General features: G+C 68.0%; 18 protein-coding genes and 1 pseudogene. 10 read left to right on the forward strand and 9 right to left on the reverse strand.

The features are described 5' to 3' along the window. The 3 genes and pseudogenes from TL10_RS28205 to ctaC all read right to left on the reverse strand — a co-directional run. Positions 1 to 429 (reverse strand): annotated as a pseudogene (locus tag TL10_RS28205) (hypothetical protein); the annotation flags it as partial. Positions 430 to 618: 189 nt separating this feature from the next. Continuing rightward, complete coding sequence (locus TL10_RS28210; protein WP_043399640.1) at positions 619 to 1,038, reverse strand: cytochrome c oxidase subunit 4; 420 nt, start codon at positions 1,036 to 1,038, stop codon at positions 619 to 621. Positions 1,039 to 1,048: 10 nt separating this feature from the next. After that, positions 1,049 to 2,089, reverse strand: coding sequence for an aa3-type cytochrome oxidase subunit II (gene ctaC / locus TL10_RS28215; protein ID WP_043399643.1), 1,041 nt, complete (start codon positions 2,087 to 2,089; stop codon positions 1,049 to 1,051). Between the two features lie 138 nt (positions 2,090 to 2,227). Between ctaC and asnB the strand changes: the two genes are divergently transcribed. Further along, a complete protein-coding gene (gene asnB, locus TL10_RS28220) occupies positions 2,228 to 4,183 on the forward strand; it encodes an asparagine synthase (glutamine-hydrolyzing) (protein ID WP_043988266.1) in 1,956 nt (651 codons plus the stop codon). Positions 4,184 to 4,267: 84 nt separating this feature from the next. Here the strand turns inward: asnB and TL10_RS28225 are convergent, their stop codons facing one another. After that, positions 4,268 to 5,242 carry a carbohydrate kinase family protein gene (locus tag TL10_RS28225; RefSeq protein ID WP_043988268.1) on the reverse strand — a complete coding sequence of 325 codons (975 nt, stop codon included), beginning with the start codon at positions 5,240 to 5,242 and terminating at the stop codon, positions 4,268 to 4,270. A gap of 74 nt (positions 5,243 to 5,316) precedes the next feature. Between TL10_RS28225 and TL10_RS28230 the strand changes: the two genes are divergently transcribed. After that, on the forward strand, positions 5,317 to 5,961 hold the full coding sequence (locus TL10_RS28230) for an Rv0361 family membrane protein (protein ID WP_043399767.1): 645 nt from the start codon (positions 5,317 to 5,319) through the stop codon (positions 5,959 to 5,961). A 32-nt stretch (positions 5,962 to 5,993) separates the two neighbouring features. Here the strand turns inward: TL10_RS28230 and TL10_RS28235 are convergent, their stop codons facing one another. Next, complete coding sequence (locus TL10_RS28235) at positions 5,994 to 6,362, reverse strand: HesB/IscA family protein (RefSeq protein ID WP_043399648.1); 369 nt, start codon at positions 6,360 to 6,362, stop codon at positions 5,994 to 5,996. 45 nt (positions 6,363 to 6,407) lie between these two features. Beyond that, complete coding sequence (locus TL10_RS28240; RefSeq protein WP_043988269.1) at positions 6,408 to 7,478, reverse strand: glycerate kinase family protein; 1,071 nt, start codon at positions 7,476 to 7,478, stop codon at positions 6,408 to 6,410. 71 nt (positions 7,479 to 7,549) lie between these two features. On the opposite strand from TL10_RS28240, the gene TL10_RS28245 reads away from it, so the two are divergent. The 4 genes from TL10_RS28245 to TL10_RS28260 are packed head-to-tail and all read left to right on the forward strand — an operon-like array spanning position 7,550 to position 10,540. Next, on the forward strand, positions 7,550 to 8,233 hold the full coding sequence (locus TL10_RS28245; RefSeq protein ID WP_043399650.1) for a DUF3043 domain-containing protein: 684 nt from the start codon (positions 7,550 to 7,552) through the stop codon (positions 8,231 to 8,233). Between the two features lie 5 nt (positions 8,234 to 8,238). Further along, positions 8,239 to 8,766 carry a bifunctional adenosylcobinamide kinase/adenosylcobinamide-phosphate guanylyltransferase gene (locus tag TL10_RS28250; RefSeq protein WP_043988270.1) on the forward strand — a complete coding sequence of 176 codons (528 nt, stop codon included), beginning with the start codon at positions 8,239 to 8,241 and terminating at the stop codon, positions 8,764 to 8,766. Next, positions 8,763 to 9,821 (forward strand): nicotinate-nucleotide--dimethylbenzimidazole phosphoribosyltransferase, encoded by a 1,059-nt coding sequence (gene cobT / locus TL10_RS28255; RefSeq protein ID WP_043988271.1) that lies wholly within the window; start codon positions 8,763 to 8,765, stop codon positions 9,819 to 9,821. Before TL10_RS28250 ends, cobT begins: the two co-directional genes overlap by 4 nt. Beyond that, positions 9,818 to 10,540: an adenosylcobinamide-GDP ribazoletransferase gene (locus tag TL10_RS28260; RefSeq protein WP_043988272.1), complete on the forward strand. Its 723-nt coding sequence runs from the start codon at positions 9,818 to 9,820 to the stop codon at positions 10,538 to 10,540. Before cobT ends, TL10_RS28260 begins: the two co-directional genes overlap by 4 nt. A gap of 68 nt (positions 10,541 to 10,608) precedes the next feature. On the opposite strand, the gene TL10_RS28265 is transcribed toward TL10_RS28260, so the two are convergent. Together TL10_RS28265 and gcvT are read right to left on the reverse strand one after the other, a co-directional pair. Further along, positions 10,609 to 11,727: a branched-chain amino acid aminotransferase gene (locus tag TL10_RS28265; protein ID WP_043399660.1), complete on the reverse strand. Its 1,119-nt coding sequence runs from the start codon at positions 11,725 to 11,727 to the stop codon at positions 10,609 to 10,611. Between the two features lie 54 nt (positions 11,728 to 11,781). Then, positions 11,782 to 12,876: a glycine cleavage system aminomethyltransferase GcvT gene (gcvT, locus tag TL10_RS28270; RefSeq protein WP_043988274.1), complete on the reverse strand. Its 1,095-nt coding sequence runs from the start codon at positions 12,874 to 12,876 to the stop codon at positions 11,782 to 11,784. A 313-nt stretch (positions 12,877 to 13,189) separates the two neighbouring features. Between gcvT and TL10_RS28275 the strand changes: the two genes are divergently transcribed. The 3 genes from TL10_RS28275 (at position 13,190) to TL10_RS28285 (ending at position 16,541) form a co-directional block, all read left to right on the forward strand. Next, the gene (locus tag TL10_RS28275) at positions 13,190 to 13,831 is read left to right on the forward strand and encodes a hypothetical protein (protein WP_043988280.1); all 642 of its coding nucleotides are present in this window, start codon (positions 13,190 to 13,192) and stop codon (positions 13,829 to 13,831) included. Positions 13,832 to 13,911: 80 nt separating this feature from the next. Further along, entirely contained in the window at positions 13,912 to 15,021 is a 1,110-nt protein-coding gene (locus tag TL10_RS28280; protein ID WP_043399768.1) for an adenylate/guanylate cyclase domain-containing protein, read from the forward strand. Positions 15,022 to 15,035: 14 nt separating this feature from the next. Continuing rightward, positions 15,036 to 16,541: a leucyl aminopeptidase gene (locus TL10_RS28285; RefSeq protein ID WP_043988276.1), complete on the forward strand. Its 1,506-nt coding sequence runs from the start codon at positions 15,036 to 15,038 to the stop codon at positions 16,539 to 16,541. A gap of 170 nt (positions 16,542 to 16,711) precedes the next feature. Here TL10_RS28285 and TL10_RS28290 read toward each other — a convergent pair whose 3' ends face one another. After that, the gene (locus TL10_RS28290) at positions 16,712 to 17,635 is read right to left on the reverse strand and encodes an alpha/beta fold hydrolase (RefSeq protein ID WP_043988281.1); all 924 of its coding nucleotides are present in this window, start codon (positions 17,633 to 17,635) and stop codon (positions 16,712 to 16,714) included. A gap of 190 nt (positions 17,636 to 17,825) precedes the next feature. Here TL10_RS28290 and TL10_RS28295 point away from each other — a divergent pair. Continuing rightward, a partial coding sequence (locus TL10_RS28295) for a biotin/lipoyl-containing protein (RefSeq protein WP_043988278.1) occupies positions 17,826 to 18,101 on the forward strand: 276 nt, incomplete at its 3' end.

Consider the following 18,101-nt stretch of genomic DNA (forward strand, 5'->3'; position numbering starts at 1 on the left):
GGGTGGCGGCGGGGGCGCTTCGGTGGTCGTCGACGGAGGCGGCGGCGGAGTCGTGGTGGTGAATTCGTCCTGGAACGGGGGCGCCGACGTGGTGCTCGTCGACGGCGTCGCGACGTTCTCCGAGCTGGTGTTGCGGGTCACCAGAATGGCGACCGACGCCACCAATGAGATTGCGGCGATGATCGCCACGACGCCGACCACCCACGGCCACCGCGGTGGCGGGGCGTCGTCGGTGGTGTCGGATTTGGCCTCGTAGCTGTCGTAGTCGTACAGCCCTGGCTCGGGCGGCACGTACGGAGCGACGGTGAAGTGCTCGGACTCGGGCGCAGAGTAGGCCTGCGAATAGATCTCGGTTTCGCCGGTGCCTTCACCGACGCCCGATGTCTCCCGGGCCGCATCATCCGAGCCCGAGGAATGTGACCCGCTCACGTACGCCTAATCCCTCTCGACCGCTGTGTCGCTGCAGCTGAGGAACACCGCTTGCGGCGACATTCCAGCGCTCAGGCAGACATTACCCAACATGGGCCCGGCGTGGCCGTGAGGAGGCCGCCTTCAGGACCATCTGACATACGGTTGTGACCTGACCGCAGAGCGATCAGGTCACAGGGTCCGTAGATGTCAGTGCTTCTCGGGGCCCGTGTAGTACTCGAACGTCAGGCCCGCGACGGTGGCCAGCACGAAGCACACACCGGCAACGATCAGCCAGGGCAGCCACAGGCCGATACCGACCGCAGTGGTCGAGGCCGACAGCGCGATCAGCAATGGCCACCAGCTGTGCGGGCTGAAGAAGCCCAGCTCGCCTGCGCCGTCGGAAATCTCGGCGTCTTCGTAGTCCTCGGGCCGGGTGTCGAGACGACGGGCCACGAACCGGAAGAACGTGCCGATGATCAGCGACAGACCGGTGGTCAGCACCAGCGCTGTGGTGCCGGCCCACTCCACGCCACCGTTGGCGTACAGCGCGGTCAGCGCGCCGTAGCCGACGGTCGCCAGGGCGAAGAAGGCGGTCAGAATCTCGAAAAGTCGGGCTTCGATATGCATTGCGTATCCCCTACTTGCTCGCCTGAGCCGGTGAGCCGGCCTGCTCGCCGCGGCGAGTGTCGAACGGATGGGTCGTCTGGGCCACCGGCGGCAGTCCGATCGACACCAGCGCATCGGCGTTGGTCGCCTTGGGGTGATCGACGCGGTACTGCAGGTAGGCCTTGAACTGCTCCGGCTCCACCACGCGCACCTCGAAGTTCATCATCGAGTGGTACGTGCCGCACATCTCGGTGCAGCGGCCGACGAACGGACCGGTCTTCTCGATCTCGGTGACCTGGAAGATGTTGTCCGAGTGGTTGGCCTCGGGGTTCGGGATGACGTCCCGCTTGAACAGGAACTCCGGCACCCAGAAGCCGTGGATGACGTCAGCCGACGCAATCTGGAACTCGATGCGCTTGCCCTTCGGCAGGACCAGGATCGGAATCTCGGTGCTGGAGCCGATGGTCTCGACCTTGTCGAAGTTCAGGTAGCTGCGGTCCTCGGGGTTCTCGCCGCGGATCGCGCCGACCTTCTCCTCGCCATGCGCGTCCTTGCCCTCGGGCTTGGACTTCATGGCTTCCTTGCGGGCGGCGTCAGCGCCGTCGTAAGAGAAGGTGTTGTCCTTGAAGGCCACCTTCTGGTAGCCGAACTTCCAGTTCCACTGGAACGCGGTGACGTCGATGGTGACCTCAGCAGGCTTGCTGTGGTCCATCATCTTCTCCTGCACCACGACGGTGAAGTAGAAGAGCACCGAGATGATGAGGAACGGCACGACGGTCAGCACCAGTTCCAGCGGCATGTTGTAGCCGAACTGGCGAGGCAGCTCCGTGTCGGTCTTCTTCTTGCGATGGAACGCCATCGCCCAGAAGATCAGCGCCCACACAATGGCGCCGACGACGAACGAGGCGATGACCGACCAGACCCACAGGTCACGGTTCGCATGGGCTTCGGGGGTAATACCCTCCGGCCAGCCCAAGCCGAATACGGTCTGCCAGCTGCATCCGCTGAGCAGCAGCGTCGACGCGCCGAGAATGGCGGACAACGCCACCAAACGGAGCCCGCGAGCGGTCACGTTGAGGCCCTCCTAGAGGTCGGTCAAGCCGGTCGAATACTACGCAGCGTAGACCACGCCCATGGCGCCGAGCGAAGCGACCGGCCAATCGGCAGCGTCAGTTCTGAGTTCACCCGCCTGAACAGGCATACTGGCGCCGTGTGCGGACTGCTGGCCTATCTGGCCGACCCTCTTGCCGACCATTCCACTGACCTGGTGAACGCGGTTTCGGATGCCACGCATCCGATGCGCCACCGCGGTCCGGACGAGTCGGGAGCGTGGGCGGACGACAGCGATCCGACCGATGGCCACCACACCGTCGTGTTCGGCTTCAACCGGCTCTCGATCATCGACATCGCGCACAGCCATCAGCCGCTGCGCTGGGGCCCGCCGGAGTCGCCGGACCGGTATGCACTGGTGTTCAACGGCGAGATCTACAACTACCTCGAGTTGCGCGAGGAACTGCGGGCCGAGTTCGGCGCCGAGTTCGTCACCGAGGGCGACAGCGAGGCGATCGTCGCCGCGTACCACTACTGGGGCACGGCGGCGCTGGGCCGCTTGCGCGGGATGTTCGCCTTCGCGCTGTGGGACACGCAGACCCGTGAGTTGTTCTGCGCGCGTGACCCGTTCGGCATCAAGCCGCTGTACCTGGCGACGGGCCCCGGCGGCACCATCGTGGGCAGCGAGAAGAAGTGCCTTCTCGATCTGGCGGCCCGCGCCGGCATCGACCTGAGCATCGACGAACGCGCCGTACAGCACTACACGGTGCTGCAGTACGTGCCCGAACCCGAGACGCTGCAGCGCGGCATCCGGCGGCTGGAATCGGGCAGCTACGCCCGGATCCGGCCCGGCCAGCAGCCCGAGGTGACGCGGTACTTCAAGCCGAAGTTCGCCGCTGTGCCATTTGTCACAGGGCAGGAGCAGGCCCGGTACGACGAAATCACCGCGGTGCTGGAGGATTCCGTCGCCAAGCACATGCGGGCCGACGTGACCGTCGGCGCGTTCCTGTCCGGCGGTATCGACTCCACCGCGATCGCCGCGTTGGCGATGCGGCACAACCCGAAACTGATCACGTTCACCACAGGCTTTGAGCGCGAAGGATTCTCGGAGGTCGACGTGGCCGTCGCCTCCGCCGAGGCCATCGGCGCACGGCACGTGACCAAGGTGGTCAGCCAGGCTGAGTTCGTCGAGGCGCTGCCGGAGATCGTCTGGTACCTGGACGAGCCGGTGGCCGACCCGGCACTGGTGCCGCTGTTCTTCATCGCCCGCGAGGCCCGCAAGCACGTCAAGGTCGTGCTCTCGGGCGAGGGCGCCGACGAGTTGTTCGGCGGCTACACCATCTATCGGGAACCGTTGTCGCTCAAGGCGTTCGACCGTGTCCCGCGCGGGCTGCGGCGTGGGCTCGGCAAGGCGTCCAAGTCGCTGCCGGACGGTATGCGGGGCAAGAGCCTGCTGCACCGCGGGTCGCTGACGCTCGAGGAGCGCTACTACGGCAACGCCCGCAGCTTCTCCGACGAGCAGCTGCAGACGACCCTGGCGCAGTTCAATCCGGAGTGGACCCACACCGATGTGACGGCGCCGATCTACGCCGAATCCGCCGGCTGGGATCCGGTGGCGCGCATGCAGCACTTGGATCTGTTCACCTGGTTGCGCGGCGACATCCTGGTCAAGGCCGACAAGATGACCATGGCCAACTCACTGGAACTGCGGGTGCCGTTCCTCGATCCCGAGGTCTTCGCGGTCGCATCCAGGCTGCCGTACGACCAGAAGATCACCCGGACCACGACCAAATACGCGTTGCGGCGCGCCCTTGAGCCGATCGTGCCCGCCCATGTGCTGCACCGCGCGAAGCTGGGTTTCCCGGTGCCGATCCGGCACTGGCTGCGCTCCGGTGAGCTGCTGGAGTGGGCCTACGCGATGGTCAACGCGTCGCAGACCGGGGACCTGATCGACCTGGACGCCGTGCGGCAGATGCTCGAGGAGCACCGCAACGGCGTCAGCGATCACAGCCGCCGGCTGTGGACGGTGCTGATCTTCATGCTGTGGCACGCCATCTTCATCGAGGGCAGCGTCACGCCGCAGATCAGCGAGCCCGTCTACCCCGTCGAGCTCTGACCCCGAATACACCGAAAGTGCGGGAAATGACCGCGAATTCGGCTTGAATTCGGCCACTTCCCGCACTCTCGGCGCGAGTTGTTGTCAGCCCAGGGCTGCGGCGATCTCGTCGGCGGCCTCGGCCCCGAACGCAGCCGAAAGACGCGGCAGCGCAGTGGCTTTGTCCCAGGTCCATTCCTGCGGACCCGGCGCCTCGAGCACCAGCGTGGCGACGAGCGAGGCCAGCTGAGCAGCCCGCTCCAGGCTCAGGCCGGCGCCGCGGCCCGTGAGGAAGCCGGCCCGGAAGGCGTCACCGATGCCGGTGGGATCGACCTTCTCGTTCTCGGGCACCACGTCGACGTGGATGAACGACCCGTCGCGGCCGACGATGTCGACGCCCTTCTCCCCCAGCGTGGTGACCCGCAGCTGGATCTGGCTCATCACCTCGGCCTCGGACCAGCCGGACTTCTGCAGCAGCAGGTCCCACTCGTAGTCGTTGGTGAACAGGTAGGCGGCGCCGTCGATGAGGCGACGGATTTCCTCGCCGGACAGGCGGGCCAGCTGCTGGCTGGGGTCGGCGGCGAAGGGCAGGCCCAGCTTCCGGCATTCCTCGGTGTGCAGGAACATGGCCTCAGGGTCGTTGGCCCCGACGATCACGAGCTCCGGCTCGCCCTGGGCGGCAACGAGATCGGCCAGCTTGATGTTGCGCGCCTCGGACATGGCACCGGGATAGAACGACGCCAGCTGCGCCATGTCCTCGTCGGTGGTGCAAACGAACCGGGCGGTGTAGGCGGAGTCGGACACCAGCACCTGCGAGCAGTCGACGCCGTGCGCCGTCAGCCAGCCGCGGTATTCGTCGAAATCCTTGCCCACCGCGCCGACCAGCGTCGGGCTGCCGCCCAGGATGCCGATGGCGTAGGCGATGTTGCCGGCGACGCCGCCGCGGTGCACCACCAGGTCGTCGACCAGGAAGCTCAGCGACACCTTCTGGAGGTGCTCGGCCAGCAACTGATCGGCAAATCGGCCGGGGAAACGCATCAAATGGTCGGTCGCGATCGATCCGGTCACGGCAATGGTCATTCGGCGAGCTTACCTAGCGCACCCGGAGTAGCCGGACCGGTCCGCCCGGCCGGGTGCGCTAGCCTGTGGACAACATGGACGGCGCATATCCGTACCCGGAATCGATTCCCCCGCAGCCGGGTCCGGGGAACTCCACTTACGGTGCCCCCTACAGCGCACCTTCCGCCGGCCCTCCTCCGGCCTATCCGACGACGCTGCCACCGGCGGTGCAGTACCCGTCGGGCGGCGGTAACAACAAGAAGCGAATCCTGCTGGTCGTCGGCGCCGTGGTTGCGGTCATCGCGGTCATCGGCGGAATCATCTTCACGGTCCGCAGCACCAGCGACCGCGGCCTGACGGATGCCACCGCCAAGTCGGCGATCCAGGGCTATCTGAACGCGCTGCTGCAGCAGGACAAGCAAGCGGTGGCCCGGCATGCGCTGTGCGGCTTGTATGACGGCGTGAAGGATCACGCCACGGATTTCACCGTGGCGAATCTGGCCAGTGATGCGTTCCGCAAGCAGTTCGGTCAGGCGGATGTGACGTCGATCGACAAGATCGTGATGCTGTCGCCGAATCAGGCGCAGGTGCTGTTCACCATGAAGGTGGCGCCGTCAGGCCGGCTGCCGCGCGGTTCGGGACCGAAGAACAACGAATTCCAGGCGGTCGCCCAGCTGCTGGTGCAGCCGCGCGAGACTCTGGTCTGCTCGTACCTGCCGCGTCCGGCGGACTCCCTGTAGGAGAGGCCGCCGGACCAGCACGGTCGGCTAGGTCAGTTGAACGAATCGCCGCAGGCGCAGGAGCCGGTGGCGTTCGGGTTGTCGATGGTGAAGCCCTGCTTCTCGATGGAGTCGACGAAGTCGACGGTCGCGCCCTGCACGTAGGGGGCACTCATCCGGTCGACGGTGAGGTTGACGCCACCGAACTCGGCCGTCAGGTCACCGTCGAGGGTGCGGTCATCGAAGAACAGGTTGTAACGCAGGCCGGCGCAGCCGCCTGGTTGCACGGCGATACGCAGCGCAAGGTCGTCACGGCCTTCCTGATCCAGCAGGGCCTTGGCCTTGGCGGCCGCGGCGTCGCTCAGGATCACGCCGTGGGTCTCGGTCGAGGTACCGGTGCTGGTCGCTTCCTCAACAGTCATTGCTTCTCCCTGGTGCATCGATTGCCTGGCAGTATCCAGGCACTCTCAACGGTACCTTGTCCGGCCGTTATTCCCGACTCCAGCGGCGACAGCCGCAGCCAATCCGGTCAGCTGGTTGGCCGCGTCGCCGATGGCGAGCTCCACCGAACCGGCGTGATCGGTGATCGAATGGGCTGCCTCGACCCCGGCGTCGGCCAGCGCGGACGCGTCCAGCGTCACCTGCCCGGCCAGCACCAGGACCGGCGAACCGTGTGTCCGGGCGCCCGCGGCGAGGGCGCTGATCACCTTGCCGTGCAGCGACTGGTCGTCGAACCGGCCCTCGCCGGTGATGACGAGGTCGGCGGCTGCCAGGTCGGCGGCCAGCCCGGTGTGGGCGGCGATCACCGTCGCGCCGGATTCGCGCCGTCCGCCCAGCGCCAGCAGCGCCGCCCCGAGGCCGCCCGCGGCGCCGGCGCCGGGCTCGACGGCGACGTCGCGGCCGGCGACCGACTCGAGTTCGTGGGCCCACACTGTGAGGCGCTGCTCGAGCAGCGTCACCGTCGCGGGATCGGCCCCCTTCTGCGGACCGAACACCGCCGCGGCACCCATCGGTCCCAACAGCGGGTGCTCGACGTCCGAGGCGACGATCAGGTCGGTGTCGGCCAGCCTGCGGTGCGCGGACGCCAGCCCGCCCAGCGCGTCGACGAGTCCCCGGCCGCCGTCGGTGCAGGCACTGCCGCCGAGGCCCACGACCACTCGCCGTGCCCCGGCCGCCAGCGCGGCGTCCACCAGCTGCCCGACCCCGAAGCTGCCGGCGTCGAGCGCGGTCCGCACGGTGGGCGGCCCGCCGAGCAGGGCCAACCCGCAGGCCTGCGCGCACTCGATATAGGCAGTGTCCTCGTGCAGCACCCATTGCGCGGTGACGTCGCGATCCAGCGGGCCGCGCACCGTGGCCGTCTGCAGACCGCCCAGCCGTTCGGCCAGGACGTCGACGAAGCCGGGACCACCGTCGGACTGCGGGGCCAGCACCAGGGTGTCGGCCGGCCGCGCGACCGCCCAGCCCGCGGCGATCGCCGCCGCGGCCTCCACGGCGGTGAGGCTGTCGCCGTAACAGTCGGGGGCGACGAGGACTCTCATCGAAGCAGGTTAAGCCGCCCTGGGCTCGGGTGCATGACGGCCGACCGTGGCCACCGAAGTAACCTGGGTGCGTGAATCTGCTGGGCCGCAAGAAGGACAACGCCGACTCGGGAGACGACGGCAGCAACGCTGACGACGTCACCGCGACCGGCAACTCGGACGTCGACGCCGCTGTGCGCACCACCGCGCCCAAGGGCCGGCCGACGCCCAAGCAGAGCGCCGCGGCCCGCAAGCGGGGCCCGGTGGCGCCGGCGCCCATGACGACGTCCGAGGCGCGTAAGCGACGCAAGGAACTTCGCAACTCGAAGTCCAAGGACGAGCGCAAGGCCGATCGCCTGGCCCGTCGGGCCGATATGGATTCGCGGCGCGCCAAGATGATGGCCGGCGACGAGGCCTACCTGCTGCCGCGCGACAAGGGCCCGGTCAAGCGCTACGTCCGCGATCTCGTCGACTCCCGGCGCAACGTGCTCGGCCTGTTCATGCCGTCCGCACTGGTGCTGGTGTTCTTCATGATGGCGCTGCCGCCGGTGCAGACCCAGGGCCTGCTGTCCGTCGCGATGCTGGGCCTGATGGTGATCATGGCCATCGACGGCGTCCTGCTCAGCCGCCGGGTCAACAAGCGCGTCGACGCGAAGTTCCCGGACAACACCGAAAGCGGTTGGAAGCTGGGCTTTTACGCGTCCAGCCGGGCGTCGCAGCTGCGCCGGATGCGCGTGCCGAAGCCGCAGGTCAGCCGCGGAGACAAGGTCGACTGAGCCCGGTGCGCACCCTGGTGCTCGGCGGCATCCGGTCGGGAAAGTCGCAGTGGGCCGAAGACTGGATCGGCCGTGCGGCCGGGCCGAGCGGGCCGGTGCGCTACGTCGCGACCGGTTCCGTCGACGGCGACGTCGACTTCGCGGCCCGGGTTTCAGCGCATCAGAACCGACGGCCGAATCACTGGTCGACTGTCGAATCCGCCGACGTGGCAAGCACTTTGCCCGTCTCCGGCACCGCCACCATGGTCGATGACATCGGCGGCTGGCTGGTCGCTGCGATGGACCGATGCGCCGCCTGGACCGGCGGGTCGATTCAGGCCGAGGTCGACGGGTTGACCTCGGCCGTCAGCGAATTCACCGGGCCCCTGGCCCTGGTCAGCCCGGAGGTCGGGCTGACCGTGGTCCCGGCCACGGAATCGGGCCGCCGGTTTGCCGACGAATTGGGCTCGCTCAACCAGCGACTGGCCGCGGTCTGCGACCGGGTGGTGCTGGTGGTGGCCGGTCAGCCTCTCACTGTCAAGGAGCCCCGATGAGCGATCCCCGTGCCCAATTTCCCGATCTGACCAAACCGGACGCCGACGTACGGCAGGCGGCCCTCGCGCGCCAGAACACCCTGACGAAACCGCCGGGTTCGTTGGGACGCCTCGAGGAACTGTCGGTCTGGGTCTCGGCATGCCAAGGCCATTGTCCGCCAAAGCAATTCGAGCGGGCCAGGATCGTGGTGTTCGCCGGCGACCACGGGGTGACGGCGTCCGGGGTATCCGCATTCCCGTCCGAGGTCACCGCGCAGATGGTGGCGAACTTCGACGCCGGCGGCGCAGCCATCAACGTGCTGGCCGACGTCGCCGGGGCCACCGTGCGCGTGGTCGACATCGCGGTCGACGGCGAGGCCCACTCCCCCTCGATCGGCGCCCACAAGGTGCGGCGCGGCAGCGGCAACATCGCCGTCGAGGATGCCCTGTCCACCGAGGAGACCGTCGCGGCGATCGCGGCGGGTCGCACCATCGCCGACCAAGAGGTCGACGCCGGCGCCGACCTGCTCATCGCCGGCGATATGGGCATCGGAAATACCACTCCGGCAACGACTTTGGTCGCCGCCCTGACTGCCGCCGAGCCCGTCGCCGTGGTGGGCCGCGGCACCGGCGTCGACGACGAGGGCTGGGCCCGCAAGACCGCAGCCATCCGTGACGCGCTGTTCCGTGCCCGCCAGGTGAAGGCCGATCCGGTTGCGCTGCTTGCCGTTTGCGGCGGCGCGGACCTGGCCGCCATGGCCGGTTTCCTGGCCCAGGCCGCGGTGCGGCGGACCCCGGTGCTGCTCGACGGCGTGGTGGTGACGGCCGCGGCTCTGGTCGCCGACCGGCTGGCCCCCGGCGCGAAAGCCTGGTGGCAGGCCGCCCACCTGTCCACGGAACCCGCTCATTCGGTGGCGCTGCAGCGGCTGCAGATGACCCCGATCCTGGATCTCGGCATGCGCCTGGGTGAAGGCAGCGGCGCCGCGGTGGCGCTGCCGGTACTGCGGGCCGCGGTGGCGACGCTGGCGTCCATGGCCACGTTCGGCGAGGCGAACGTCACCGATAAACCGTCGTGATCGGTTCCCTCGCTTCGGCTTTCGCGTTCAGCACCGTCCTCCCGGTGCGTAGCAACCGGCCGTTCGGACGGGGCACCCTGACCGCACTTCCGGTGGTGGGCGTCGTCCTCGGCGGCATTGCCGCGGCAGTCGTCTGGGGCGCGGGGCACGTGTACGCGACCGGCCCACTGGCCGGGTTGCTCGCGGTGACGACGCTGCTCCTGTTGACCCGCGGCCTGCACATCGACGGGCTGTCCGACACTGTCGACGGCCTCGGCTGTTACGGGCCGCCCGAGCGGGCATTGGCCGTCATGCGTGGCGGGACCGCGGGTCCCTTCGGCGTGGCCGCGATCGTGGTGGCGATCGGCGCGCAGAGCATGACCTTCGCCGGGCTCAATCCGGTGGCGGTCGTCGTCGCCGTCACCGCGGGTCGCGTCGCGGCCCTGGCGGCCTGCCGCACGTCGGTACCGGCCGCACCCGGCAGCACGTTGGGCGCGATGGTCGCCGGCAGTCAGCCGGTGTGGGTGGTGGCGGCGTGGACGCTGGCCCTGGCCGTCGCGTCAGCCTGGGCAACGCCGCGGCTGTGGCAGGGCCCGGTGGTCGTGCTGGTGGCACTGATCGTCGCGGCGCTCCTGGTGGCGCACTGCGTCCGCCGATTCGGCGGGATCACCGGTGACGTGCTGGGTGCCGCCGTCGAAGTCACGACGACGCTGACCGCGCTTGGGCTGGCCGTCCACTAGCCGCCGAACGTGAAGAAGATCGCGAGATTTCTTGGAAATCTCGCGATCTTCTTCACGTTGGACGTGGGCTAACCCAGACGCGTCATCCAGTTGTGGGTATCGGCGAAGGTGCCGCGCTGGATACCCGTCAGGGTGTCGCGCAGGGCCATGGTGACCTCACCGGGCTGGCCGTCGCCGATGGTGAACTCGCCGGCCGATTCGCCGTGGCCGTACTTCACGTGCGCGACGGGGGTGATGACGGCCGCGGTGCCGCAGGCGAACACCTCGGTGATCTCCCCCGCGGCGGCCTTCTTCTGCCACTCGTCGATGTCGATCTTGCGTTCCTCGACGGCGAAGCCGGCGTCAACCGCCAACTGCAGCAACGAATCCCGCGTGATGCCGGGCAGCAGCGAACCGGACAGCTCCGGGGTGACCAGCCGCGCCGAACCACCGCTGCCGAACACGAAGAACAGGTTCATGCCACCCATTTCTTCGACGTACCGGCGCTCGATGGCGTCCAGCCAGACCACCTGGTCGCAACCCATCTCGGCGGCCTGCGCCTGCGCCAGCAGCGAGGCGGCGTAGTTGCCGCCGAACTTGGCCGCACCCGTACCGCCCGGGCTGGCCCGCACGTACTCGGTGGACAGGTACACCGACACCGGCTTGATGCCGCCCTTGAAGTACGCGCCGGCCGGCGAGCCGATCACCAGGTAGCGGTACTCGTTGGCGGGCCGCACGCCCAGGCCCGGCTCGGTGGCGATGATGAACGGCCGCAGGTACAGCGACGCCTCACCACCGGCGGCCGGCACCCATTCGTTGTCGACGGCGATCAGCTGACGCAGCGACTCGACGAACACGTCCGCGGGCAGCTCCGGGATGGCCAGTCGTCGGCACGACGACTGCAGCCGGGCGGCGTTGGCGTCCGGGCGGAACGAGACGATCGAATTGTCGTTCCAGCGGTAGGCCTTCAGCCCCTCGAACACTTCCTGCGCGTAGTGCAGGACGATGGCCGACGGGTCCAGTTCGATGGGTCCGTAGGCGCTGACGCGGGCGTCGTGCCAGCCTCGGTCGGCGTTGTAGTCGATCGACACCATGTGATCGGTGTGGAACCGCCCGAATCCGGGGTCGGCCAGAACCTGTGCCCTTACCTCGTCGCTCGCTGGGTTGCTTGCGCGCGACACGGTGAATTCGAGGGGGCCATCGGTCATATGCCGATTGTATCGCCCGTGGCTACCGCGTTTCCCGGTCGCTCCGCTCGCCCCCTACCGCGTTTTGGCTGCCACAAACGGCGGGGCCACAACCTCGCATTCGAGCGCCCGGCCCCGGACATCGACGGTCACCCGCGCGCCGTCGGCGATGTCGGCCGCCGTGTCGAGCAGCGCCAGCGCGATGCCGACCTTCAGACTCGGCGAGAAGGTGCCCGACGTGGTGATGCCCACCGGGGTGTCCCCGTCCAGCACCGTCAGGTCGGCACGCAGCACGCCGCGGCCGACGGCCTTGAGGCCGCGCAGCGTCCGCTTGGGGCCTGCTGCCTTCTCCGCGAGCAGGGCGTCCCGGCCCCAGAAGGCGTCCTTCTTCCAGCCGATGGCCCAGCCGCAGCGGGCCTGCAGCGGCGAAATGTCCAGCGACAGTTCATGTCCGTGCAGCGGGTAGCCCATCTCGGTGCGCAGGGTGTCGCGCGAGCCCAGCCCGGCGAGTTCACCGCCGGCGGCCTGCACCGCGGCGACCAGCGCGTCGAACACGACGCCTGCACGGTCCCACTCGGGCAGCAGTTCGTAGCCGTGCTCGCCGGTGTAGCCGGTGCGGCACACGCGGACCGGGACGCCGTCGTACTCGGCGTCGGCGTACCCCATGTAGTCCATGTCGGTCGGCAGCCCGAGCGCGGTGAGCACCTCGGTGGACTTCGGTCCCTGCACGGCCAACACGGCGTAGGACCGGTGCTCGTCGGTGATGGTCAGTTCGGGCGGGGCGAGGCGCTGCAGCTCGGCGACCACGGCGGCGGTGTTGGCCGCGTTGGGGACCAGGAAGATTTCGTCGTCGGAGACGTAGTAGGCGATCAGGTCGTCGATCACGCCGCCAGAAGAGTTGCAGCACAAGGTGTACTGCGCCTTGCCCGGCCCGATGCGGCGCAGGTCGTTGGTGAAGGCGGCGTTGACGAATTCGGCCGCGCCGGGGCCACGAACCAGAGCCTTGCCGAGATGGCTGACGTCGAACAGGCCGACGGCCTCGCGGGTGGCGGTGTGCTCGGCCACGGTGCCGGCATAGGACACCGGCATCAACCAGCCCCCGAATTCGGCGAAACTCGCCCCGAGTTCGCGGTGACGGTCTTCCAGCGGGCCCTGCAACAGTTCACTCACGGCCAGAAAGCCTAGTGCTTGCGCCTCGGATCGCAGTCAGTATGTGGCTGCAATCCGCGGCGTTGGCGATGGTGGCCACGTCCCCGGCTGGCAGACTCGTGTCGTGGTCGACTACGACGCACACAACGACACGATCGCCCACTTGCGGCAGGCAATCGGGGCCATCGAAGCCACCAGTGCTGACCTCCCACGCCTATCGCCGGAGGCCAGGAAACGCCGGACGGTACCGAAAAGGCGACCCAAACCGAAGAAGAACCCCGATGGCACCTGGCCACCCATCACGTATCAGGGCATGCCCGAAGGTGATGACTGGTTGGACAACCTGCCGGCCAGGTATCGCGAGGGACACAAAGGCTTCGACCGCCGCATCTGCGAAGAACTCGCCGATGTCGGGGTCCGGTGCTACACGCTCAACGATCTGGCCGACCGCGCCCGAACCGTCCCGCAAGGTATCCCGATCTTCGTCGACTGGCTCAATCGCCTCGAAGATCGAGTTCCCGGACCCGAAACCGAACATCGCGAACTTCTGCGAATCGGGCTCGTCCGCACCCTCGACGACCCGGCCGCCCGGGGTAACCGGGACGCGATCGATGCGGTGGTAAATCAACTCCGGCGCCTGCCCCCGCCGACCGGAAGAGTCCAAGACGATGCCGAACCAACACTCGCGCGCATCGCGACTGCCGCAGATTTGCCTGTTATCGCGGCAATCATGGAAGAGCTGCCGCCCAGGTTCACCCGCGGCTACCTCATCGAATACCTAGGCCGAGTGAAAACCGCTGAGGCACAAGAGATTGCATTGAACTGGCTGGACGGCAGGTACGTGCAGTCGGCGATCAAGGCACTCATAGCGATGAAAGCAACCGGCGTGCGCGCTCGTGTCCAGCGCTATATCGACGACCCCAGCGTGCAGGTCCGCAAACTGGCCAAGCGCGCCCTCGAACGGCTCCCCGACTAGACGACGCCGACCCTCCGGCTACTACAGCCGATGCGGGCGGATCGCACCGCCACCCGCCCGTTAGCTGGCAGACTCCTTTCGTGGTCGATTTCGACGCGCTGGAAGCCGCGGGCATCGCTGATGCGCGCGATCGCGCGCCGCTCATCGAATACCTGGACGGGCTCGGTTTCACCGCCGAGGAGATGGTGGAGGCCGAGCGCCGGGGCCGGTTGTTCGGGCTGGCCGGAGACGTCGCGCAGTGGTCGGGGCAGCCCAGCCACAGCCTGGCTTCCGCGGCCGAAGCGCTCGGGTTGCCCCTGGCCGACGTCGAACAGGCTTGGGCGGTCCTGGGCTTGACGGTCGCCGACCCGACCGAGCCGATGCTCACCGCCAACGACATCGAGGCCTTGCGCACGTGGGCGGATCTGCGGACCGCGATCGGCGACGATGCCGCACGGGGCTTCCTGCGGGTGATCGGTGCCAGCGTGGCGCGGGTGGCCGAGGCCCTGGCATCGATGAGCCGCGTCGGCCTGCCCAACCTCGATCTGGCCCACAGCCACGACGAACTCGTCACCGCCCGGGCCTACCGGGCGGCGGCCAATTTCATTCCGCGCATCGGCGGCATGATCGACGCCGTCCACCGCCACCATGTTGCCTCTGCCCGAACGTATTTCGACGGTGTCGTCCATCATGAGTCGTCAACGCTGGACTGTGGCGTCGGGTTTGCCGACCTGTCCAACTTCACGCAGCTCACGCAGATGCTCAGGCCGGACGAGTTGACCAGCTTGCTCAACGAGTTCAACGCCATCACCAACGACGTGGTGCACGCTGATGGCGGCCGGGTCGTCAAGTTCATCGGGGATGCGGTGATGTGGGTCAGCGCCACTCCCGAATCGCTCGCTCGGGTCGCGGTTGACCTGGTGCACCACCCTCGTCCGAAGATGGCCCACATCAGCGTGCGGGCCGGCCTGAGTTTCGGCTCGGTGGTGGCCACCGGTGGCGATTACTTCGGCAATCCGGTGAATCTGGCGGCCCGCCTGGTCGCCGCGGCCGAGCCCGGGCAGATTCTGGTGGCGGCCCCCTGGTACGACATGCCCGGCAAATGGCCGATCGCGCCGCGGGAGCCGTTGGTACTCAAGGGTTTCAACGACCCGGTGACAGCATTCGAGGTCTGCGCCGACGCTGAGCGGGCGGCCCGGCAGACACAGTGACTAGGGTGGGACAGGTGAGCAGCGCACCCGGTTACCAGTCCCCCGCCGTCACCGTCGCATCCGTCCTGCCGTCCGACTTGGATTCGGCGGTGCTGATCGTGCCGGTCATCACCGGCGACAATGACGAAGCCAAGGTGCTGGCCAACCCATTCCTTGACGCCGAGGCCACCGGTGAGATCGAGGTGGCACTGAAGGCCCTGGGCGCGAAAGGTTCGACCGAGCAGCTGACCCGCGTGCTCGTCCCGTCGCTGCCGGTGGCCAGTGTGTTGGCCGTCGGCCTCGGCAAGGACCGCGACGAGTGGCCCGCCGATGTCATCCGCCGCGCCGCCGGCGTGGCGGCCCGCGCACTCAATGGCACCGAGACCGTGGTGACCACGCTGTCCGAGTTGGACGTGGCGGCGGCCGTCGAAGGCCTGATCCTGGGCGCCTACCGGTTCTCCGAATTCCGCAGCGCGAAGACTGCCCCGAAAGAGGCAGGCCTGACGGCGCTGACCGTGCTGTCCACCGCAGACGATGCCGAGACGGCGGCGGCCCGCGGCGTCGATGTCGCCACCGCGGTGGCGACCGCCCGCGATCTGGTCAACACCCCGCCGAGCCACCTGTTCCCGGGTGAATTTGCCAAGCGCGCAAAGGCTTTGGGCAAGTCCGCGGGCCTCGAGGTCGAGGTGCTGGGCAAGAAGGAACTGGAAGACGCCGGCTACGGCGGCGTCGTGGGCGTCGGCAAGGGCTCGTCCCGCGGCCCGCGCCTGGTGCGGCTGACCTACCGCTCCGGCAAGAAGGACGCCAAGAAGGTGGCACTCGTCGGCAAGGGCATCACGTTCGACACCGGCGGCATCTCGATCAAGCCGGCCGCCAACATGCACCAGATGACCTCCGACATGGGTGGTGCGGCAGCCGTCATCGCCACCGTAGTGCTGGCCGCGCGCCAGCAGCTGGCGGTCGACGTCACCGCCACCGTGCCCATGGCCGAGAACATGCCGTCGTCGACGGCGCAGCGGCCGGGCGACGTGCTGACCCAGTACGGCGGCACCACCATCGAGGTGCTCAACACCGACGCCGAGGGCCGGCTGATCCTGGCCGACGCCATCGTCCGCGCCTGCGAGGACAATCCCGATTACCTGATCGACACGGCGACGCTGACTGGCGCGCAACTCGTGGCACTCGGCGCGCGTACCCCCGGCGTCATGGGCACCGACGAGTTCCGCGACCGAGTCGCCAAGCTGTCGCAGGACGTCGGCGAGAACGCCTGGCCGATGCCGTTGCCTGAAGAGCTCAAGGACGACCTGAAGTCGACGGTCGCCGACCTCGCGAACGTCAGCGGCGTGCGCAACGCGGGCATGCTGGTGGCCGGGGTGTATCTGCGGGAGTTCGTCGCCGACGGTGTGCAGTGGGCGCACCTCGACGTCGCCGGCCCGGCCTACAACACCGGCAGCCCCTGGGGTTACACCGGCAAGGGCGGTACCGGCGTGCCGACGCGGACCATGTTCGCCGTGCTGCAGGACATCGCGGCCAACGGCTAGGCACGTCAGGAACGACAGCTCGGCGGTAGCTGAGACGGAACCGGTTACCGCATTTTCCTACCGCCGAGCAAACCTGCGGCGCAAGTGAACGTCAATCACGAGAGCGAAGTCACGCACAACGTCAACGTCAACGTCAACGGCGACCGCCCCTGACGTTGACCGAAACCGGCCTAGCCGATCTGGGCCAGTTGCAGATCCCTGGCCGGCGCGGCGCCGGCTACGTGTTCGGCGAGTTCGCGGGCCGCGGTGGCGAGCAGCTCCGGATGCGACATCGGCGACCAGTGGCCCGAGTCGATGTCCCGGCGCCACAGCTGCGGAACCCATTGGGGCGTCTCGTCATACAGGTGCGGGCGGACGAACTGGTCGCCGCGGTTGACGATCACCTGTACCGGCACGTTGACGTAGTGGTCACGCCGACCCTTGAACAGAGTGCGCCAGTAGTTGGCCGGGTACACCTTGAGGCTGTTCGCGGCGTCGGTCGCGAAGGTGTCCGAATGCCGAATCTGGTTGTCGGACATGCCATCAAGGCGTTTCATCAGCTGAGGCAGGATGGTCGGCACAGTGGCCCGGACCAACACTCGCGCCACCAACGGGATCGAGAAGAAACCCTGGTACGTCAGCCGCAGGAACTGCGACACCGAGCGAAGGAACCGCACCGGCTGATAGGGGCGCTTGAGGCCGTCCATGATGTAGCGACGGGTGTGGTCGGCGCTCGGCCCCGATGTCGAGGTGAACGACGCGACACGATCCACCGATTCGGGCCGGGACAGGTACTCCCAGATACCCACCGAGCCCCAATCATGGGCCAGCACGTGGACCTTCTGCCCGGGCGCCAGCGCCTCGATGACGGCCGCGAAGTCGTCGGCGTAGTGCGCCATCGTGTACGACGAAACCTTCTTGGGCACACCGGAATTGCGCGAACCACGGTTGTCGTAGCGGATCACCCGGTAGGTGTCGGCAAGGTGCGGCACCGTGGCGTCCCACATGTCGTGCGAGTCGGGCCAGCCGTGCACCAGCACGACCACCGGACCGTCCGGATTGCCCTCCTCGTACGTCGCGATCCGCGTCCCGTCCGCGCTATCCACAAACTGCATCGTCAAACCCCGCTGAGCTCAAAGTACCCCGTACCGCCGGTACTGGTTTGAATGCGACAGTAGCCTGCTCAGAAGTGGTGTCAAGACAGCGCGACAAAGTCCCGACCCGCCACACCTCGCATGCACCGGCATGACAGGATGGGGCCGAGACATTCGAAGTGACGAGCGACCTTTTCGAGGAGTCAACGCAATGGCCATCTCCGTCCAGATGCCCGCACTCGGTGAGAGCGTTACCGAGGGGACCGTCACTCGATGGCTCAAGCAGGAGGGCGACACCGTCGAGGTCGACGAACCCCTGCTCGAGGTGTCCACCGACAAGGTCGACACCGAAATCCCGTCGCCGGCAGCAGGTGTCCTGACCAAGATCGTCGCGCAGGAAGACGACGTCGTCGAGATCGGCGGCGAGCTCGCCGTCATCGGTGAAGCCGGCTCCGCCCCCGCACCCGCAGCCCCCACTCCGGCGGCT

Source organism: Mycolicibacterium llatzerense (genome assembly GCF_000878195.1).
In the GTDB taxonomy this organism is placed as follows: domain Bacteria; phylum Actinomycetota; class Actinomycetes; order Mycobacteriales; family Mycobacteriaceae; genus Mycobacterium; species Mycobacterium llatzerense.